Below are 16,241 nucleotides of genomic sequence, written 5' to 3' on the forward strand. Positions count from 1 at the left end.
GTGGTGCGGAATACAGGGTCTTCGGGGGTGTGCTCACTGCTTGACGCTGCCGGCGCTCAGACCGGACTGCCAGAAGCGCTGCAGCATGAGGAAGGCCACCACGATCGGGATGATCGACAACAGCGATCCGGTGATCACCAGGTTGTAGATCGGCTGCGCCGCGGCTCCGGTGGCCTGGGCGTTCCACTGGTTGAGCCCGACGGTGAGCGGGTACCAGGCGGGGTCGCTGAGCATGATGAGTGGGAGGAAGTAGTTGTTCCACGTGGCGACGACCGCGAACAGCAGCACGGTGACGATGCCGGGCATGAGGAGCTTGGTCGAGATGGTGAAGAACGTGCGCATCTCGCTGGCGCCGTCCATCCGAGCGGCCTCGAGCAGCTCGGTGGGAACGGCGTCGCTGGCGAACACCCACATCAGGTACAGGCCGAAGGGGCTGATGAGCGAGGGGATGATGATCGCCCACGGGGTGTTCGTCAGGCCCAGCTGGCTGAACATGAGGAACGTGGGGACCGCGAGGGCGGTGCCGGGAACGGCGACGGCGCCGATGACGACGGCGAAGACCGCCTTGCGGCCGCGGAAGTTGTACTTCGCCAGGCCGTAGCCCGCCATTGTGGCCAGCACCGTGGCTCCGCCCGCGCCGACGACGACATAGAGGAGCGTGTTGCCGAGCCACCGCAGGAAGATGCCGTCGCGGTAGGTGAACGTGTCGACGATGTTGTTCCACAGGTTGAAGCTGTCGCCGAACCAGAGGCCGAACGTCGTGAACAGGTCTCCCTGCGTCTTCGTCGCGTTGATGATCAGCCAGAACAGCGGCAGCAGCGTGTAGAGGATGAACAGGCTCATCACGACGGTGAGTACGACGGATTTCCGCCGGGCGAACGGCGTGCTGCGGGCGAGGGCGGGAGCGGTCATCGCATCTCCTGACGGGATCCGCGCAACTGGACGACGTAGGCGATGACCGCCGTGATGACGCCCATGATGATCGCGACGGTGGCGGCGTAGTTGTACTGCTGGCCGGCGAACGAGAGGTTGTACGCGTACATGTTCGGCGTGAAGAACGTCGTGATCGTGTTCGGGGCCAGGGGCTTGAGGATGTTCGGCTCGTTGAAGAGCTGGAAGCTGCCGATGATCGAGAAGATCGTGGCGATGACGATCGAGCCGCGCAGAGCGGGGATCTTGATCGAGAGGATCGTGCGCCAGGCGCCGGCGCCGTCGAGGGATGCCGCCTCGTACAGCTCACCGGGGATGGTCTTGAGCGACGAGTAGAAGATCAGCATGTTGTAGCCGACGAACTGCCAGGTCACGATGTTGCCGATCGAGACCATCATCCACTCGGGGAGGAAGGGTCGCAGGACCTGGGCACCGAGCAGATCGTTGATGTTGCCGGCGAGGCCGAACTGATCGCCGTAGATGTAGCCCCACATGAGGACCGCGACGACGGCGGGCACGGCGTAGGGCAGGAAGATGATGATCCGGTAGAAGCCCGAGGCGTGCAGGCGCGCGCTGTCGATCGCGAGGGCCGCAGCGAGGGCGAGCACGAGCATGATCGGCACCTGGATCAGCAGGAACAGCAGCACGCGGAGGAAGCCGTCCCACAGCTTCGGGTCGGCGAAGGCCGTCAGGTAGTTCTCGAAGCCGACGAACGCGTTGCCGCCGACGATCTGCTCGCGGAAGAAGCTGAGGTAGAGCGCGTAGGCGAGGGGCGCGAGGAAGACGAGGGCGAACACGATCGCGAAGGGGCCCACGAAGAGCCATCCGCGCTGTTCGACGCTGACGCGCCGCCGCTTCCGCGCGGTGCGCACGGCGGGAGGGGGTGCCGTTGTGGTCGTCATCGTCCGTGCCTCTTCTGTGATGCAGGCGCTCGTCGATTGAGCGCGGATGTTGACGTAAACATAACTCGGAGACGCTAGCATGTCAACGTCAACATCAAGGAGGATCCGGGCATGGGTAAAGCAGGGCCAGCCGTACGCCCGGACGCTCGACCGCGGCGTCGGGAAGTGTCGATGGCCGACGTGGCGGCGATGGCCGGCGTGTCGGGTCAGACCGTCTCGCGGGTCGCGAACGGCCGCGAGAACGTCGACCCCGAGACCCGGGCGCGCGTCCAGGATGCGATGGCGCAGCTCGGCTATCGACCCAACAGCGCCGCGCGTGCACTGCGTTCGGGGCGCTTCCGCAGCATCGGCGTGATCATGTTCTCGCTCGCGAGCTACGGCAACACGCGCACGCTCGACGCCGTGGCATCCGTCGCCGCCGAGGCGGGGTACTCCCTCACCGTCATCACGGTGCAGTCGGCGACGCAGTCCGACGTCTCGGGTGCATTCGTGCGCCTGGCCGAGCATGCCGTCGACGGCGTCATCATCCTGATCGAGACGCATCGTCTGGGCGAGCGCGAGCTGGCGCTGCCGACGGGACTCCCCGTCGTCGTGGTCGACTCGAGTGCCGATTACCCGTATCCCGTCGTCGACAACGACCAGACGCTGGGCGCGCGCCTCGCGACCGAGCACCTGCTCGACCTCGGACACGAAACCGTGAGTCACATCTCGGGTCCGCGGGAGTCCTTCGCCGCCGAGCGCAGGCGAGCCGCCTGGCACGACACGCTCGTCGCCCGCGGTGCGGCTGTGCCCGAGGTGCACGTCGGGGACTGGACCGCGGAGTCGGGTTACGAGATCGGCCGGGCGCTCGCCGGGGACGACCGCGTGACGGCGGTCTTCGTCGCCAACGACCGCATGGCGCTCGGGCTGCTGCGTGCGCTGCACGAGGCCGATCGTCCCGTCCCGGCGAGTGTCAGCGTCGTCGGGTACGACGATGCTCCCGAATCGGCGAACTTCTGGCCGCCGCTGACGACCGTACGTCAGCACTTCGACCGGATCGGTGCGGCCGCCGTGCGGTCGCTGCTCACCGAGATCGACGGGGGAGAGGTTCCCGCCGAGCGCACCCTCGTGCCGACCGAGCTCGTCGTGCGCGCGAGTTCCGGCCCGCGCCGCTGATCAACCGTTGCACCGGGACACAGACGTCCCTTAGGCTCGATGTTGACGTCAACATGTTTACGTCAACATCACCCCCCTGAGGTCGCATCGTTGCGACCGGATAGGAATGACGATGAAGTCAGCTCGACTGATGTCGATGACCTGCGCGGTGGCGCTCGCGTCCGGTGGGCTCACCGCTGCGGCCGCCGTCGCGCCCCCGCCGGTGCACGCCGCCGACGCCGCCGCCGTGCGGATCACTCCGAATCCCGCCACCGCCTCGGAGAAGCCGTTCGAGGGATGGGGCACGAGCCTCGTCTGGTTCGCCAACGCGACCGGCGACTATCCCGAGGACGTCCGGCAGGACCTCTTCGACGCCGTCTTCGGCGACGAAGGCCTGAACCTCAACATCGCGCGTTACAACATCGGCGGCGGCAACGCCTCCGACGTCCCGCCGTACCTGCGGCCGGGCGGCGCGGTTCCCGGCTTCTGGAATCCGAACCTGCCGGCGACCGATGACGAAGGGGCGATCACCTCGACCTTCGCCGACCGCGACCGGTACCGGGATGCCTGGGACCCCGATGACCCCGACGCGTACGACTTCGAGCAGGACCTCGCGCAGCGCTGGTGGCTCGGCGCGCTGAAGGACAAGGTCACGCACTGGGAGGCGTTCAGCAACTCCCCGCCCTACTTCCTCACCCAGAGCGGCTACGTCTCGGGTGGGATCAACAACGCCACGAGCGAGCAGCTCGCCCCCGCCGACATGGAGAAGTTCGCCGGCTATCTGGTGAACGTCGTCGATGAGCTCGAGCGGGTTCACGGCATCTCGTTCGACACGATCGACCCGTTCAACGAGCCCAACACGAACTACTGGTCGACGCAGATCCCCGACGGTGCCACGTGGCCCACCGGCGGACGCCAGGAGGGTGCGCACATCGGGCCGGAGGCGCAGGACGCGATGATCGCCGCCCTCGCCGACCGCCTCGCGGAGCCGGGGACGACCACCGACGCGGTCATCTCGGCGATGGACGAGACCAACCCCGGCATCTTCGCCACCAACTGGAACACGTGGTCTGCGAAGGCGAAGGACCTCGTCGACCAGCTGAACGTGCACACGTACGGCACCGGCGGGCGCCAGGTCGTCCGCGACATCGCCAAGGCCGCCGACAAGCCGCTGTGGATGAGCGAGGTCGAGGGCAACTGGACCGATCAGAGCAAGGGGTTCGTCACCGACGACATCGACAACGGCCTCGGCATGGCCCAGCACATCGTCGGTGACCTGCGCGAGCTCGAGCCCGACGCCTGGGTGTTCTGGCAGCCGGTCGAGGACCTCTACAACATGGAGAAGGTCGAGAAGCTGAACTGGGGCAGCGTCTTCATCGACTTCGACTGCAACGACGAGGGGCAGTCCGAGCGCCGGCTCCGCGACGGTGACGCCGACCCCTCCTGCAAGGTGCTGACGAACGAGAAGTTCAACACCGTGCGCAACTTCACGCACTACATCACCCCCGGCGACCGCTTGATCGCGACCGACAACGCGCAGTCGACGGCGGCGATCGACGCCGACGGCGAGGGCGCCACGATCGTGCACGTCAACGCCGAGGCCGCCGAACGCACGGTGGAGATCGACCTGAGCGACTTCGGCACGGTGGCCCCCGGGGCGACCGTGACCCCCATCGTGACGACGCAGTCGACCGCCGCGGAGCCCTCGGTCAACGCGCTCCGGCAGGGGCAGCCGGTCGCCGTGGACGCGGCATCCCGCACCGCGACGCTGACGGTGCCCGCCAAGTCAGTCGTGACCTTCGTCATCGACGGCGTCTCGGGCGTCTCATCGGATGCCGCGGCCTTCCGCGACGGCGAGACGGTGCAGCTCACGGGTCTTCAGAGCGGACTCGCCCTCGACGGCAGCTCGAGCCTCGCGGTCCGTTCGCTCGCCACCACGGCCGAGGCCGCCCGCGGACAGGCCTGGACCGTCCGCACGATCGAGGGCGCGGGCACCAACCGCCACCGCTTCACGCTGCAGAACGGTTCCGGGCAGTTCCTCGCTTCGCGCGGCACGGCCACGGCGCTCGTGGATGCCGACCCGGCGGCAGCCGCGGCCGATCCCGCCCTGCAGTGGATGGCCTCGACGACGGACGGCACGTACTACTCGGTGCTCAACGTCGCCGCGGAGCGCGTGCTCGACGTGAACGGCGGCAGCACGACGTCCGGCGCTGCGGTGGGCCTGTGGACCTCGAACGGCGGCGGGAACCAGCAGTGGCGCATCGCGAGCACGAGCGTCGCGGGCACCGAGCCCGTCACGGTCGCGACCGCGGTCGGCGTCGCCCCGACACTGCCCGCGTCCGTGAGCGTGCGCTACGTCGGAGGGACGGTGCGACAGGCGCCGGTGACGTGGCAGCTGGACGGTGTCGACTTCTCGCGCCCCGGTGCGGTGGAGGTCACCGGCACGGGCACCGAGCTGTTCGGCGGCTCGTTCGAAGCGACCGCGACCGTCGAGATCGGCGCCTACACCGCGACGCGGCCGGCATCCGTCACCGTCCCGGCCGGAAGCGCCCTCGACGCCGTCAGGAGCCAGGCCGACGACACCGTGGAGGCCGAGCTGCGACCCTCGGGAGCGGGCTTCCCGGTCCCGGTCGAGTGGGCGTGGGACGGCATCGCCGATGGTGCGTTCGCCGAGCCCGGCACGGTCTCGGTGCCCGGCGTGGCCGCGGGCCCGAGCGGCGAGAAGCTCGACGCGCGGCTGACCGTGATCGTCACGGCCGCGTCCGAGCGCAACGTCGCCCCCGAGAGCCGCCCGAGCGCGACCTTCACCGAGAGCACGCAGTACGCGGTGAGCAACACGATCAACGGAAGCTCGACCGACAAGGGCTGGTCGAACTGGCGCTCGGGCACGAAGAACGCGCAGGACACCCTGAGCTACGCCCTGGCGCAGCGCGAGACCCTGACGCGTGTCGCCGTGCAGTTCTACCGCGACGGCAGCTCGCTGAGCTGGCCCGCGACCATGCGGGTCGACCACCGCGTGAGCGGCGGCGACTGGGTCGAGGGCGACCTCGTTCCGGTGCCGGAGCCCACCGCGGGTGCGCCGCGCGTCGAGGTGCCGGTCACCGGCGCCGCCGACGAGGTGCGCGTCGTGCTGAACGCCCGTCCCGACACGCACATGATCGTGTCGGAGGTCGAGATCTTCGCCGCAGCACCGGCGCCGGCCGGGATCGCCGATCTCGCGCGCCTCACGGTCGGCGACGTGCCCGTCGACGGGTTCGCGCCCGACACGCTGGAGTACACCGTCACGACGACGGGGTCCGCGTGGCCGATGCTCCACGCGCTCGCGGTCGACGACGATGCCACGGTCGTCGTGACCCAGCCCGGCGAGGACCAGGCTGGCGACGTCCAGCGCATGGCGGCGGATGCCGCGCCTGCGGCCGACGACGTGATCAGCAGCACCGGAACCGTGACGGTCACGGCTCCCGACGGCGCCTCGCGCACCTACTCGGTGACCGTGAACCGCGCCGTCGGCGTCGAGACGCCGGTCGTGTCGGGCGAGCCGCGCGTCGGCGCGACCGTGCGCGCGGTGGCCGTCACCGATCCCGCGGACGCGGCACGCGCGTTCGTCTGGCTGCGCGACGGGGCGGCGATCGATGGCGCCACCGCCGACACCTACGCGCTGACGGCCGCCGACGAAGGCCGGGAGATCTCGGTCGAGGTGGCCGCCGAGGCGGCCGGCTTCATCGACGGCAGCGCCCGCTCAGCGGCGATCGTCCCGACCGCCGCCGTCGTCGACCCGGGAACGGGCGGCGGCACCGACGGTGGCACCGGCGGCGGCACCGGCGCTCCGGGTTCGGGCGCTGGGTCGGGTTCGGGTTCGGGTAGCGGCTCGGCGACGGGGACCGGAGCGAACGGCTCGGCTGCCTCGACGGACGCGCGCGATCTCGCACGCACGGGAGGGGATGCCGGCGGCATCACCGCGACGGTGATGGGCGCGCTCGCGCTGCTCATGCTCGGCGCCGGAGCGCTCGTGCTGCGTCGCCGACGCGCGCAGGCCTGAGCGCCTGAGGACCTGAGCGCCCGACGGCGAGGCCGTGCCGATCGATAAGACGATCGGCACGGCCTCGCCGTCTTCGGAGAATCCCACGCTTCTCGGAGCTTCAGCCCGCGCGGCATCCGATCTACGCGTCATTCTCCGAGTTCGCTGCCGCCGCGTGCCGCGTGCCGCGTGCCGCGCGCCGTGTGCCGCATCACGCGAGGCGCTGCCAGGGACCGCGCAGCCGGAGCGACGCGCGCAGGGATGTCGCCGCGGCATCGGCTCGCCGCGACTCCGCATCCGTCGCGAGCGCGATCGTCGAGGCCGGAGACAACGCCAGCACCTCGACGGTGATCTCGCTCGTCGGTGTCGCCCCGGCGTCCCGAAGCGACAGCGACCAGCGCGTGCCGTCCCAGAAGCGGTCGTCGACGATGCGGCCGTCGACCAGGAACCGTCCCACGTCGCCCGCCCAGTCGAGGTCGAGCACGGCGTCCGCCTCGGGGTCGAGCGAGGTCGCGGGGAGCTGCACCCGGTACCGAGCGGCCCGCTCGGCGAACGTCTCGTCCGACGGCGCGCGGTGACGCGGGCCGCCGAAGCCGTAGTCCGTCGCCGGAGCGGCCGGCGGGCGGACGAGCTCGACTCCCACTGGCGCGCTGCCCGTCGCGGTGACGCGGCCGGGTCCGCCGGGCGCGCCCGTGACGATCGACCACTCGCCGGTGTGCGGGTCGTAGCGGTGAGCCTCCCGAGCGTCACGGAGCATCGCGATGTCGGCATCCCACGCCAGCTCGCCATCGGTCAGCCACAGCTCCGGGCGCGACCCGGGGCGCACCCAGAGCCGGTCGGCGTCGGCGGCCGGCAGCACCACGACATCGAGGTCGTCGAAGCGGAGCGGAGCGCGTCCCGGCCGGGCGACCTGCGGTCCGGCCTGGCCGATCGCGATCTCGGCGGGGATGCCGCGATCTTCGAGCAGCACCAGCGTCGGACGCGGGCCGCCCGAGAGGACCGTGATCAGGGTGGCCGTCGCCCAGGCGACCCGTGCCCGACCCACGGTGAGCCCGACGGGCCATCGAGCGAGCGTCCCCGCGGGGACCGTGACCGGACGTGACGGGAGCACGGTCTCGGTGTCGCCGACGACGACGCGCAGCTGGACGTCGGCGACGTCCTCCACCTGTTCGTACGGCTGGTGGTGCGAGATCACGACGACGCCCTCCGCTCCGTCGGAGCGCAGCGCCCACCGGAGGGTGGTCCGGTCGTCGAGCGACGCGGCGCGGACGTCGGGAAGAGCAGACGACATGCCGGACAGGCGGTCGCCGAACGCGGTGAGGAAGGCGTGCTGCGCGCGCAGCAGCGGAGCGGAGTCGGCGAGGTCGCCCGACTGCCCGATCGGGGCGTGGAAGTCGTAGCCGAACTCGGGGAGGTCGTTGGGATACCCGGTGTCGATCGTCTCCTGCAGATCGGGTCCGGGGTTCCGGCCGCCGACGAACATGTAATAGCCCTGCCAGGCCGACCCGTTGCCGATCTTGATGTGGGCGAGCGCGGCGACATCGCGTCCTCCGAGTACCGGGCGACGGTGGTACGCGGTGGCCATCCCCCCGCCCAGCTCGCAGGTCGCCGGGGGGAAGCCGTGCAGGTCGGCCGTCGCGCTCGCCGCCGCGAAGCCCTGGCTCGCGCGCACGTCCGCCCCGACCCCCGGGTCGTCCCAGTCGTGTGAGGGGAAGTAGTGCGCGCGGAACGTCGGGTCCCAGGGTGCGCCCGGGTCGACCCAGAATCCGTCCGCATACCCGCCGAAGAGCGGCATGACCTCACCGTCGGGCAGCTGCGCCCCGCCCCAGGCCGTCGCCGTCCACAGGGGTGCCGCCATTCCCGCTTCGCGGGTGAGGCGCTTGAGCGTGACCAGGTGCTCCGGACGGTCGTACAACTCGTTCTCGAGCTGGATGCCGATGACCGGCCCGCCTGGTCGCGCGCGGCCGCCCAGGGACGCGGCGAGCTGGCCGAACCACTCCCGGACGAGGTCGAGGTAGCCGGGGTCATCGCTGCGGAGGATGACCGGCAGAGCCTGAACCCAATCGGGGAAGCCGCCGTTGCGGGACTCGCCATGCGCCCACGGGCCGATGCGCAGCACGACATCGAGTCCCGCCGCAGCCGCCTCGTCGACGAAGGCCCCGATGTCGAGGTTCCCGTCGAAGCGCGGGTGCTCGCGCTCGGCGACGTGGTGGTTCCAGAAGGCGTAGGTCGAGGCGACCGTGACGCCGGCGGCGCGCAGCTGCCGCATCCGCTCGGACCAGCGATCGCGCGGCAGTCGGCTGTAGTGCACCTCGCCCGACACCGGCACCCAGCCTTCACCGTGCCGGTACAGGGCGCGGTCGGTGACCGAGATGCCGCGGGCGCGCTCGTGGGGAGCGGGCAGCGGTGCGGGCCGTTCGGGCTGCGGCCACGCGGAATGCTCGACGCGGAGCAGCTCGCTCACAGCGCGCCGACGATCGCGTTGTCGAGTTCGTCGATGTCGACGCCGGAGCGCAACGCCCGGTTGGTCAGCAGCACCCACGCGATGCCCGCGGTCGGGTGCACCCAGAACTCCGTTCCCGCCCAGCCGCCGTGACCGTAGACGTCGCGGTCGATCAGGCCCGGCGCTCGGGTGCGGAGGTTCCAGGCGAGACCCCAGTCCTGCCCGCGCTCGGCAGGGTACGGCTCCAATCGGGGGATGTCGCCGGTCAGGGGGCGCCGCATCATCGCGAGCGTCGCCGGGGCGAGGATGCCGTCGCGGGCGCCGGCGTGGATCCGCAGCAGTTCGGTCCCGAGCGCGAGCAGGTCGTGCGCCTTCCCGGCGAGGCCGGCCCCGGGGTTGCGCTGCGCGGCGAAGGCCGCCATGTCGGCGCCCGCGGCGGCGGCATCCGCGATCGGCGCCGTGCCGTCGAGGTCGACCGACAGGCCGCCGGCGCCGATGCCCGATGCCCAGTCGGCGATGTCGTCGTGCCAGATGCGGCCGCTCACGCTCTCGACGAGTGCGGCGACGCCCTCGAAGGCGAGCGTGGAGTACCGCGAGGCCGTGCCGGCGACGAAGTCACGGCCGCGGGTGAGTAGCTCGGTACGGAGCGGGAGTCGGGTGTCGAGCGGCGGCTCGCTGATGCCGCTCGTGTGGCTCACGAGGTGCGAGAGCCGCACGATGTCGTCCCGGTCGCGGCCGAACTCGGGCAGGGCACGGGTCAGCGGAGTCTGCAGCGTGAGCTCGCCGCGCTGGATGGCGCGGGCAGCGGAGATGCCCAGCAGTGGCTTCGTGATCGAGAAGAGCGCGTACCGATCGTCGATGTCCGCCGCGACGGCGTCGAGGGCGAGGACGCCGTTCGCATCGGCGACCCCGACGACCGCGGACGGCAGGCGGCCGTCCGTCACATGCCGGCGGGCCCAGTCGAACGCAGCGGTGAAGCTCGATGTCATCGCCCCAGCCTACGGGAAGCGTTTTCCGTTCGCGCCGGCATACGGCCGTTACGGCAGCACGAGCATGCCGTTGCGTCGGTGCGGGGTTCTCTCGAGCGACTCGTCACGCAGTTCGCGCGGCAGCAGCGCGGCCGGCGCGTCCTGGAAGACGAGCGGCCGGAGAAATCGGCGGATGGCGGTGGCCCCGACGGAGGTGTGCAGCGAGGTCGTCGCAGGCCAGGGCCCGCCGTGGTGCTGCGACCAGGTCACCGCGACGCCGGTCGGCCAGCCCGCGAACAGCACGCGTCCGGCGCGCTCCTGCAGGAGCGCGAGGGTCGCGGCGACGTCGTCGCCCGGCTCGGAGTGCAGGGTGGCGGTGAGGCTGCCGGGCACGGCGGCGAGGGCCGCGTGCACGTCGCCCTCGTCGCCGTACTCGACGAGGAGGGTGACGGGGCCGAAGCACTCCTCGAGCAGGACCTCCGGACGGGCGGCGACCGCGGACGCGTCCGACACGAGGACGACGGGTCGCGCGCCGTCGCCCGAGACGCCTTCCGCCGCCACCCGCACCGACGCGTCGGCCTCGAGCGCGGCGATCCCTGCCGGGAAGGCCTCGGTGATGCGGTCGGTCAGCAGCGGGCCGCCGGTCGCGCCGTGGGCGGCGGCGGCGACGGACTCGACGAATCCACTGCCCCGGGGAACGAAGACGACGCCGGGCTTCGTGCAGAACTGACCCGCCCCCAGGGTGAACGATGTCACGAGTCCGCGGGCGAGCTCGTCGCCGCGGGCCTCGGCCGCCGCGGGCGTCACGACCACGGGATTCACGCTGCCCAGCTCGCCGTAGAAGGGGATCGGGTCCGGTCGCCCGGAAGCGAGGTCGAACAGGGCGCGGCCGCCCGACACCGAGCCGGTGAAGCCCGCCGCCCGAACGAGGGGATGCTGCACGAGGGCGTTGCCCGCCTCGCGACCTTCGACGAGTGCGAAGGAGCCTTCCGGCGCTCCGGCGCCGTCGAGCGCGGCGACGGCGATCTCGGCCGTGCGGCGAGAGAGCTCCGGGTGCCCGGAATGCGCCTTGACGATCACCGGGTTGCCGGCGGCGAGAGCGGACGCCGTGTCGCCGCCGCACACCGAGAACGCGAAGGGGAAGTTCGAGGCGGAGAACACCGCGACAGGTCCGACGCCCACCAGCAGGCGACGCAGCTCGGGCCGGGGCGGCGTCGCCGCGGCATCGGCCTCGTCGATCGTGATCTCTCGGAACGAGCCCTCCGTCACGACGTCGGCGAAGAGTCGCAGCTGTCCCGTGGTGCGGGCGACCTCGCCGCGCAGGCGCGCCTCGCCGAGTCGCGTCTCGCGATCGGCGATCGCGACGAGCTCGTCAGCAGCGCCGTCGAGGGCGTCGGCGAGAGCGCGCAGCCAGGTGGCGCGCGTCGCGGCATCCGAATCGCGCCAGATCGGGGCTGCGGCGGACGCCGCGGCGGCCAGCTCGTCGATGCGATCAGGGGTGGTGGTCATCGGTGTTCCTCGCGGTCGTCAGTGGTGAAGTGTCCGTCGGTGAAGCGCAGGCCCAGGCCGAGGTGGGCGGTCTCGCGGAGCCGTCCGTCGCGGATCACGACGGGGGAGGGGCCGCGGAGGGCGCCCAGCTCGGCGAAGCCGGCATCCTCCACGTCCTCGACCCAGGGTTCGGCCGCGCCGCCGGGGAGGGTCAGTGCGAGCTGGCCCGACAGCTCGGGCAGCAGATGCGGGTGCAGCTCGGCGCCGGCGTCCTCGGCGATCGCGGCGATGCGTTGCAGCGGCGTGATCCCCCCGACGCGCACGATGTTGGGCTGGACGATCTGCGCGGCGCCGCGTCGCAGCACCTCGGCGAAGCGGTACGCGGTGTGCAGGTTCTCGCCGACCGCGATCGGGATGCGCGCGCCGGCGCCGAGTCGACGCGCGAGCTCGGCGTGTCCGTCGAGGTCGTCGGCGCGCAGGGGCTCCTCGATCCAGTCGGGTCGGACCTCAGCGAGGACCTCGAGCGAACGCGTCGCGCGGGTCAGATCCCAGCGCTGGTTCGCGTCGATCATCAGGCCCCGGTCCGGGCCCAGCACCGAGCGGACGGCGCGAAGGCGGTCGAGGTCCTCCGCGACGTCGGGCTTGCCGACCTTGACCTTGACGGCGGTGAACCCGCGCGTGACCCATCGCTCGACCTGAGCGACGAGCTCATCGAGTGAGTAGTGGAGGTTCACGCCGCTGCCGTACACGCGGGCGCTCTCGCGGCGCCGTCCGATCAGCGTCGAGACCGACGAGCCGGCCGCGCGAGCCGCGGCATCCCAGAGCGCCAGGTCGAGGCCCGCGAGGGCGATCGTCGTCACGCCACCACCGCCCGCCTCGTGCAGGTGCTCCCAGAGGCCCTGCCATGCGCCGCCCGGCTCGGCGGAACGTCCGACGGCGGCCGGTGCGATGTCGTGTCGCAGCAGGGCGAGCACAGCCTCCGCCCCGATCTGCGGAGTCCACGAGAAGCCCCACCCCTCGGCGCCGTCACTGCGCTGCACGTGCGTCGCGATGACGACGACCGAGGTGACGTCGGCGGCCCACGGGCGGGTGAGCGGGACCCGGATCAGGCGCGCTGCGAGCGCGGCGATCGTCGTCACAGCAGGGCGCGCCCGGCATCGAGGATCGCCGCGAGGCGGCGTTCCTGGTCGGCGGTGGGGTCGACGAGCGGGGCGCGAACCCCGCCGACGGCCTGCCCGCTCAGGCGCAGGCCCGCCTTGATGAGCGAGACGCCGAACCCGGGCGTCTCGTCGCGGAGCGCGACAAGAGGTGTGTAGAACGCGTCGAGCAGTGCCAGGCGACGCTCCTCGTCGTGCTCGACGTAGGCCCGGTAGTAGACGTTCGCGACCTCGGGCGCCATGGCGAAGGCTGCGGACGAATACAGCGGCACGCCGATGCCGCGATATGCGGCCTGAGTGAGCTCGGCGGTGAGGAGCCCGTTGAAGAACGCGAAGTCGTCGCGGCCGGCGTCGGCGATCACGCGGACGATGAGCTGCGTCGTGCCGATGTCGCCGGTGCCGTCCTTGAATCCGACGATCCGCGGGTTGTTGGCGAGACGGCGCATCGACTCGGGCGTGAACTGCGCGTTGGCGCGGTGGTAGACGATCACCGGCAGGTCGGATGCCGCGGCGATCGCCTCGACGTAGGCGACGAGTCCCTCCTGCGGCCCGCCGACGAGGTAGGGCGGCAGGGCGAGCAGGGCGTCGGCCCCGGCATCCGCGGCAGCGCGGGCGGTCTCGAGGGCGTGGCCGAGCGGGCCGCCGGTGCCGGCGACGACGGGGACGGCTCCCGCGACGCTCGAGACGGCGGTGCGGACGACCGCGGCCGCTTCGGCGGTCGAGAGCGCGTGGAACTCGCCCGTGCCGCACGCGGGGAAGACACCGCCGGCTCCTTCCTCGACACCGCGGCTCACGTGCGATGCGAGCAGCTCGTGGTCGACGGCGCCGGAGGCGTCGAACGGGGTGACGGGGAAGAAGAGGATGCCGTCGAAGTTCATACCGGCACGTCCTTTCGGGTGTCGGTGCGGGAGGGTTCTTCGGTCAGGGCGTCGCGCCACGAGTAGCGGGGCGCCCAGTCCAGCAAGCGACGCGCCTTCGCGTTCGAGAACGCGGGCGCCGTGCCGGTGAGGACGGCGGAAGCCTGCTCCGTGCCGGGGTGGAAGCGGGGGATGAGCTCGGCGAGCGGGCGGCGGGCGAGGGCGTCGTCGGCTCCGACGAAGAAGGTCTCGGCGTTCGGGATCGTGGGCAGAGCGGACAGGAGAGCGTCGGCGAAGGAGGCGACGTCGCGCGCGTCGACGTAGTTGAACAGCGCGGGAGCGGCGAGGCTCGGATCGTCAAGGCGCTCGCGAACGGTGTGGCCCTGCTGCGTGGGGGCTCCGCGCCACTCCTCGGGTGCGATCACGTAACACGGGCGGAAGGCGGCGAAGCGTACGGCGTCGCCGGTCTGTCGGTGCAGCATCCGCATCGTCTGCTCGATCACGAGCTTCGACAGGGCGTAGCTGTTCCACGGCCGTGGCGGCGTGTCCTCATCGAGCGGGAAGCGGTCGGGCACCCAGCCGCGCGGCGCCCCGTAGCCCAGCACGGTGGGGCTGGAAGCGGCGACGATGCGCGGGATCCCTGCGGTCACGGCACCGCCGAGCACTGACACGGCCAGGGCAGCATTCGTGCGCATGATGACGTCTTCGGGGGCGCTGAAGGGGACGGCGATCGCGGCCAGGTGGATGACGGCGGTCGCCCGCTGCGCGCGGAGCGCCGCGGCGGTGGCCTCGGCGTCGAGCAGGTCGATGGCGAGTTGGTCGGCGCCCTGCAGCTCGGGGGCGTCCGAGACCGTCCGATCGAAGGAGACCACCCGATGCCCCGCGGCGACGAGGCCGCCGACGAGGCTGCGACCGAGGCGGCCGGAGCCGCCGGTGACGACGACCCGGCTCATCGCCGGCCGTCGAGCAGTCGGATGCGGAGCTCGGAGGTGTGCACGGGAAGACCCGACGCCAGCGACAGGTTGCCCGCGATGCCCACCGCGATCGAGCGGACGCCGTCGGCCCAGCCGGCGGGTCGAGCCAGCGGGTCATCGCCGGGGCCGACGAAGACGTCGGCGAGCAGCAGCTCGTCTCCGCCGCCGTGGCCGCCCTCGCCCGCCTCGATCGGGATCTCGACGGCGTCCTCCCAGTGGCGCTGGACGATCAGCCGTTCGCCCTGCGGGCGGAGGGAGGCGGGGCCGGCGGAGTCGACGGCCGAGGGGTCGAGCACCGGGTGCAGACCCTCGTCCTCGAGGACGGCGCCGCGCTCGACCACCTCGAGCTCGGCGCGGCCCTCGGTGCCGTTGACGGCGACGCGGTAGCCCTCCCACGGGGCGTGGGCGTTCAGCGAATACGACATCGTCGCCCCGCCGGCGTAGTCGACGACGAGCGCGAGGTTGTCCTCGATGGTGATGCCCTCGCCGAACACGTCGCGATCGCGAAGGTAGCCGTCGTGGCTCTCCGCTTCGAGGTAGAGCGCGCGCAGGCGTTCGTCGTCGCGGAGGTCGAGCTCGAACGGGTCGTGGCGGCCGTCGTGCGTGCCGCGCTGCGGCCGCTCGCCGAGATCGCGGGCCCGGGCGTTCTCCGCCCCGTAGAACCGCAGGCCGCCCGAGGCGAACACGCGGCGCGGCTCGTCACGGATCCACCAGTTGACGAGGTCGAAGTGATGACTCGCCTTGTGGACGAGGAGGCCGCCGGAGTGCTCCTTCTCGCGGTGCCAGCGGCGGAAGTAGTCGGCGCCGTGCTTCGTGTCGAGCATCCACGAGAAGTCGATTGAGGTCACCCGCCCGATGCGGCCGTCCTGGATCACCTGGCGGAGGGCGCTGTTGCGCGGCGAGTAGCGGTAGTTGAAGGTCAGCACGACCGATCGGCCGGTGCGCTCGACGGCGTCCTCGATCGCCGCCGCGCTCGGCGCGTCGATCGTCAGGGGCTTCTCGACCACCACGTCCGCGCCGGCATCGAGCGAGCGCACGATGAGGGATGCGTGCAGGTCGTCGCGCGCGGTGATGATGACGCGCTCGGCACGAGAATCGCGGATCATCTGCTCGAGGTCGTCCGGCGACCACAGCGTCGGGGCGGGCACGCCGCGCTCGACCAGCTGATCGCGGTAGTGCTCGGCGCGTACCGGGTTCGGCTCGCAGATCGCGACGAGCTCCGCCCGATCGGCGTGGGTCCCGGTGATGGCGTCGACGTACATCTGGGCGCGGTGTCCCGCGCCCACCAGGGCGTACCGCGTGCGGGTCATGGCTCTCCTTCGTGCCAAGAGCTGAGAGGCCGTCGATGTGGGAAAGCGCTCTCAGGAAAC

The 16,241-nt window shown here is 71.6% G+C and carries 11 protein-coding genes; 2 read left to right on the forward strand and 9 right to left on the reverse strand.

The window, feature by feature from the left end; genetic code table 11:
* Positions 1-33: 33 nt before the first annotated feature.
* Together DO944_RS07970 and DO944_RS07975 are read right to left on the reverse strand one after the other, a co-directional pair.
* Positions 34-912 carry a carbohydrate ABC transporter permease gene (locus tag DO944_RS07970; RefSeq protein WP_112616345.1) on the reverse strand — a complete coding sequence of 293 codons (879 nt, stop codon included), beginning with the start codon at positions 910-912 and terminating at the stop codon, positions 34-36.
* Positions 909-1,832 carry a carbohydrate ABC transporter permease gene (locus DO944_RS07975; protein ID WP_112616347.1) on the reverse strand — a complete coding sequence of 308 codons (924 nt, stop codon included), beginning with the start codon at positions 1,830-1,832 and terminating at the stop codon, positions 909-911. The genes DO944_RS07970 and DO944_RS07975 overlap by 4 nt, the downstream gene beginning before the upstream one ends.
* A gap of 171 nt (positions 1,833-2,003) precedes the next feature.
* Between DO944_RS07975 and DO944_RS07980 the strand changes: the two genes are divergently transcribed.
* Both DO944_RS07980 and DO944_RS07985 read left to right on the forward strand, forming a co-directional pair.
* A complete protein-coding gene (locus DO944_RS07980) occupies positions 2,004-2,987 on the forward strand; it encodes a LacI family DNA-binding transcriptional regulator (RefSeq protein ID WP_112616349.1) in 984 nt (327 codons plus the stop codon).
* A 112-nt stretch (positions 2,988-3,099) separates the two neighbouring features.
* Positions 3,100-7,005, forward strand: a complete 3,906-nt coding sequence (locus tag DO944_RS07985) for a glycoside hydrolase (RefSeq protein ID WP_146752021.1) — start codon at positions 3,100-3,102, stop codon at positions 7,003-7,005.
* A gap of 190 nt (positions 7,006-7,195) precedes the next feature.
* Here the strand turns inward: DO944_RS07985 and DO944_RS07990 are convergent, their stop codons facing one another.
* From DO944_RS07990 to DO944_RS08020, 7 genes are read right to left on the reverse strand one after another with little or no spacing between them, the layout of a single operon-like run.
* Positions 7,196-9,448, reverse strand: coding sequence for a beta-galactosidase (locus DO944_RS07990; protein WP_258524615.1), 2,253 nt, complete (start codon positions 9,446-9,448; stop codon positions 7,196-7,198).
* Entirely contained in the window at positions 9,445-10,416 is a 972-nt protein-coding gene (locus DO944_RS07995) for a serine hydrolase (protein WP_112616353.1), read from the reverse strand. The genes DO944_RS07990 and DO944_RS07995 overlap by 4 nt, the downstream gene beginning before the upstream one ends.
* A gap of 48 nt (positions 10,417-10,464) precedes the next feature.
* Positions 10,465-11,904, reverse strand: coding sequence for an aldehyde dehydrogenase (NADP(+)) (locus DO944_RS08000; protein WP_112616355.1), 1,440 nt, complete (start codon positions 11,902-11,904; stop codon positions 10,465-10,467).
* On the reverse strand, positions 11,901-13,022 hold the full coding sequence (locus DO944_RS08005; protein WP_112616357.1) for a mandelate racemase/muconate lactonizing enzyme family protein: 1,122 nt from the start codon (positions 13,020-13,022) through the stop codon (positions 11,901-11,903). The genes DO944_RS08000 and DO944_RS08005 overlap by 4 nt, the downstream gene beginning before the upstream one ends.
* Complete coding sequence (locus tag DO944_RS08010) at positions 13,019-13,918, reverse strand: 5-dehydro-4-deoxyglucarate dehydratase (RefSeq protein ID WP_112616359.1); 900 nt, start codon at positions 13,916-13,918, stop codon at positions 13,019-13,021. Before DO944_RS08010 ends, DO944_RS08005 begins: the two co-directional genes overlap by 4 nt.
* Positions 13,915-14,850 (reverse strand): NAD(P)-dependent oxidoreductase, encoded by a 936-nt coding sequence (locus tag DO944_RS08015; protein ID WP_112616361.1) that lies wholly within the window; start codon positions 14,848-14,850, stop codon positions 13,915-13,917. Before DO944_RS08015 ends, DO944_RS08010 begins: the two co-directional genes overlap by 4 nt.
* A complete protein-coding gene (locus DO944_RS08020) occupies positions 14,847-16,181 on the reverse strand; it encodes a Gfo/Idh/MocA family protein (RefSeq protein WP_112616363.1) in 1,335 nt (444 codons plus the stop codon). The genes DO944_RS08015 and DO944_RS08020 overlap by 4 nt, the downstream gene beginning before the upstream one ends.
* Between the last annotated feature and the right edge of the window lie 60 nt (positions 16,182-16,241).

The organism is Microbacterium sp. SMR1 (assembly GCF_003289625.1).
Classification (GTDB): domain Bacteria; phylum Actinomycetota; class Actinomycetes; order Actinomycetales; family Microbacteriaceae; genus Microbacterium; species Microbacterium plantarum.

Coding starts and splice junctions, on each gene's coding strand:
- DO944_RS08020 (WP_112616363.1), bottom strand. CDS start 16,181: ATGACCCGCACGCGGTACGCCCTGGTGGGCGCGGGACACCGCGCCCAG.
- DO944_RS07975 (WP_112616347.1), bottom strand. CDS start 1,832: ATGACGACCACAACGGCACCCCCTCCCGCCGTGCGCACCGCGCGGAAG.
- DO944_RS08010 (WP_112616359.1), bottom strand. CDS start 13,918: ATGAACTTCGACGGCATCCTCTTCTTCCCCGTCACCCCGTTCGACGCC.
- DO944_RS07985 (WP_146752021.1), top strand. CDS start 3,100: ATGAAGTCAGCTCGACTGATGTCGATGACCTGCGCGGTGGCGCTCGCG.
- DO944_RS08000 (WP_112616355.1), bottom strand. CDS start 11,904: ATGACCACCACCCCTGATCGCATCGACGAGCTGGCCGCCGCGGCGTCC.
- DO944_RS08015 (WP_112616361.1), bottom strand. CDS start 14,850: ATGAGCCGGGTCGTCGTCACCGGCGGCTCCGGCCGCCTCGGTCGCAGC.
- DO944_RS07970 (WP_112616345.1), bottom strand. CDS start 912: ATGACCGCTCCCGCCCTCGCCCGCAGCACGCCGTTCGCCCGGCGGAAA.
- DO944_RS07995 (WP_112616353.1), bottom strand. CDS start 10,416: ATGACATCGAGCTTCACCGCTGCGTTCGACTGGGCCCGCCGGCATGTG.
- DO944_RS07980 (WP_112616349.1), top strand. CDS start 2,004: ATGGCCGACGTGGCGGCGATGGCCGGCGTGTCGGGTCAGACCGTCTCG.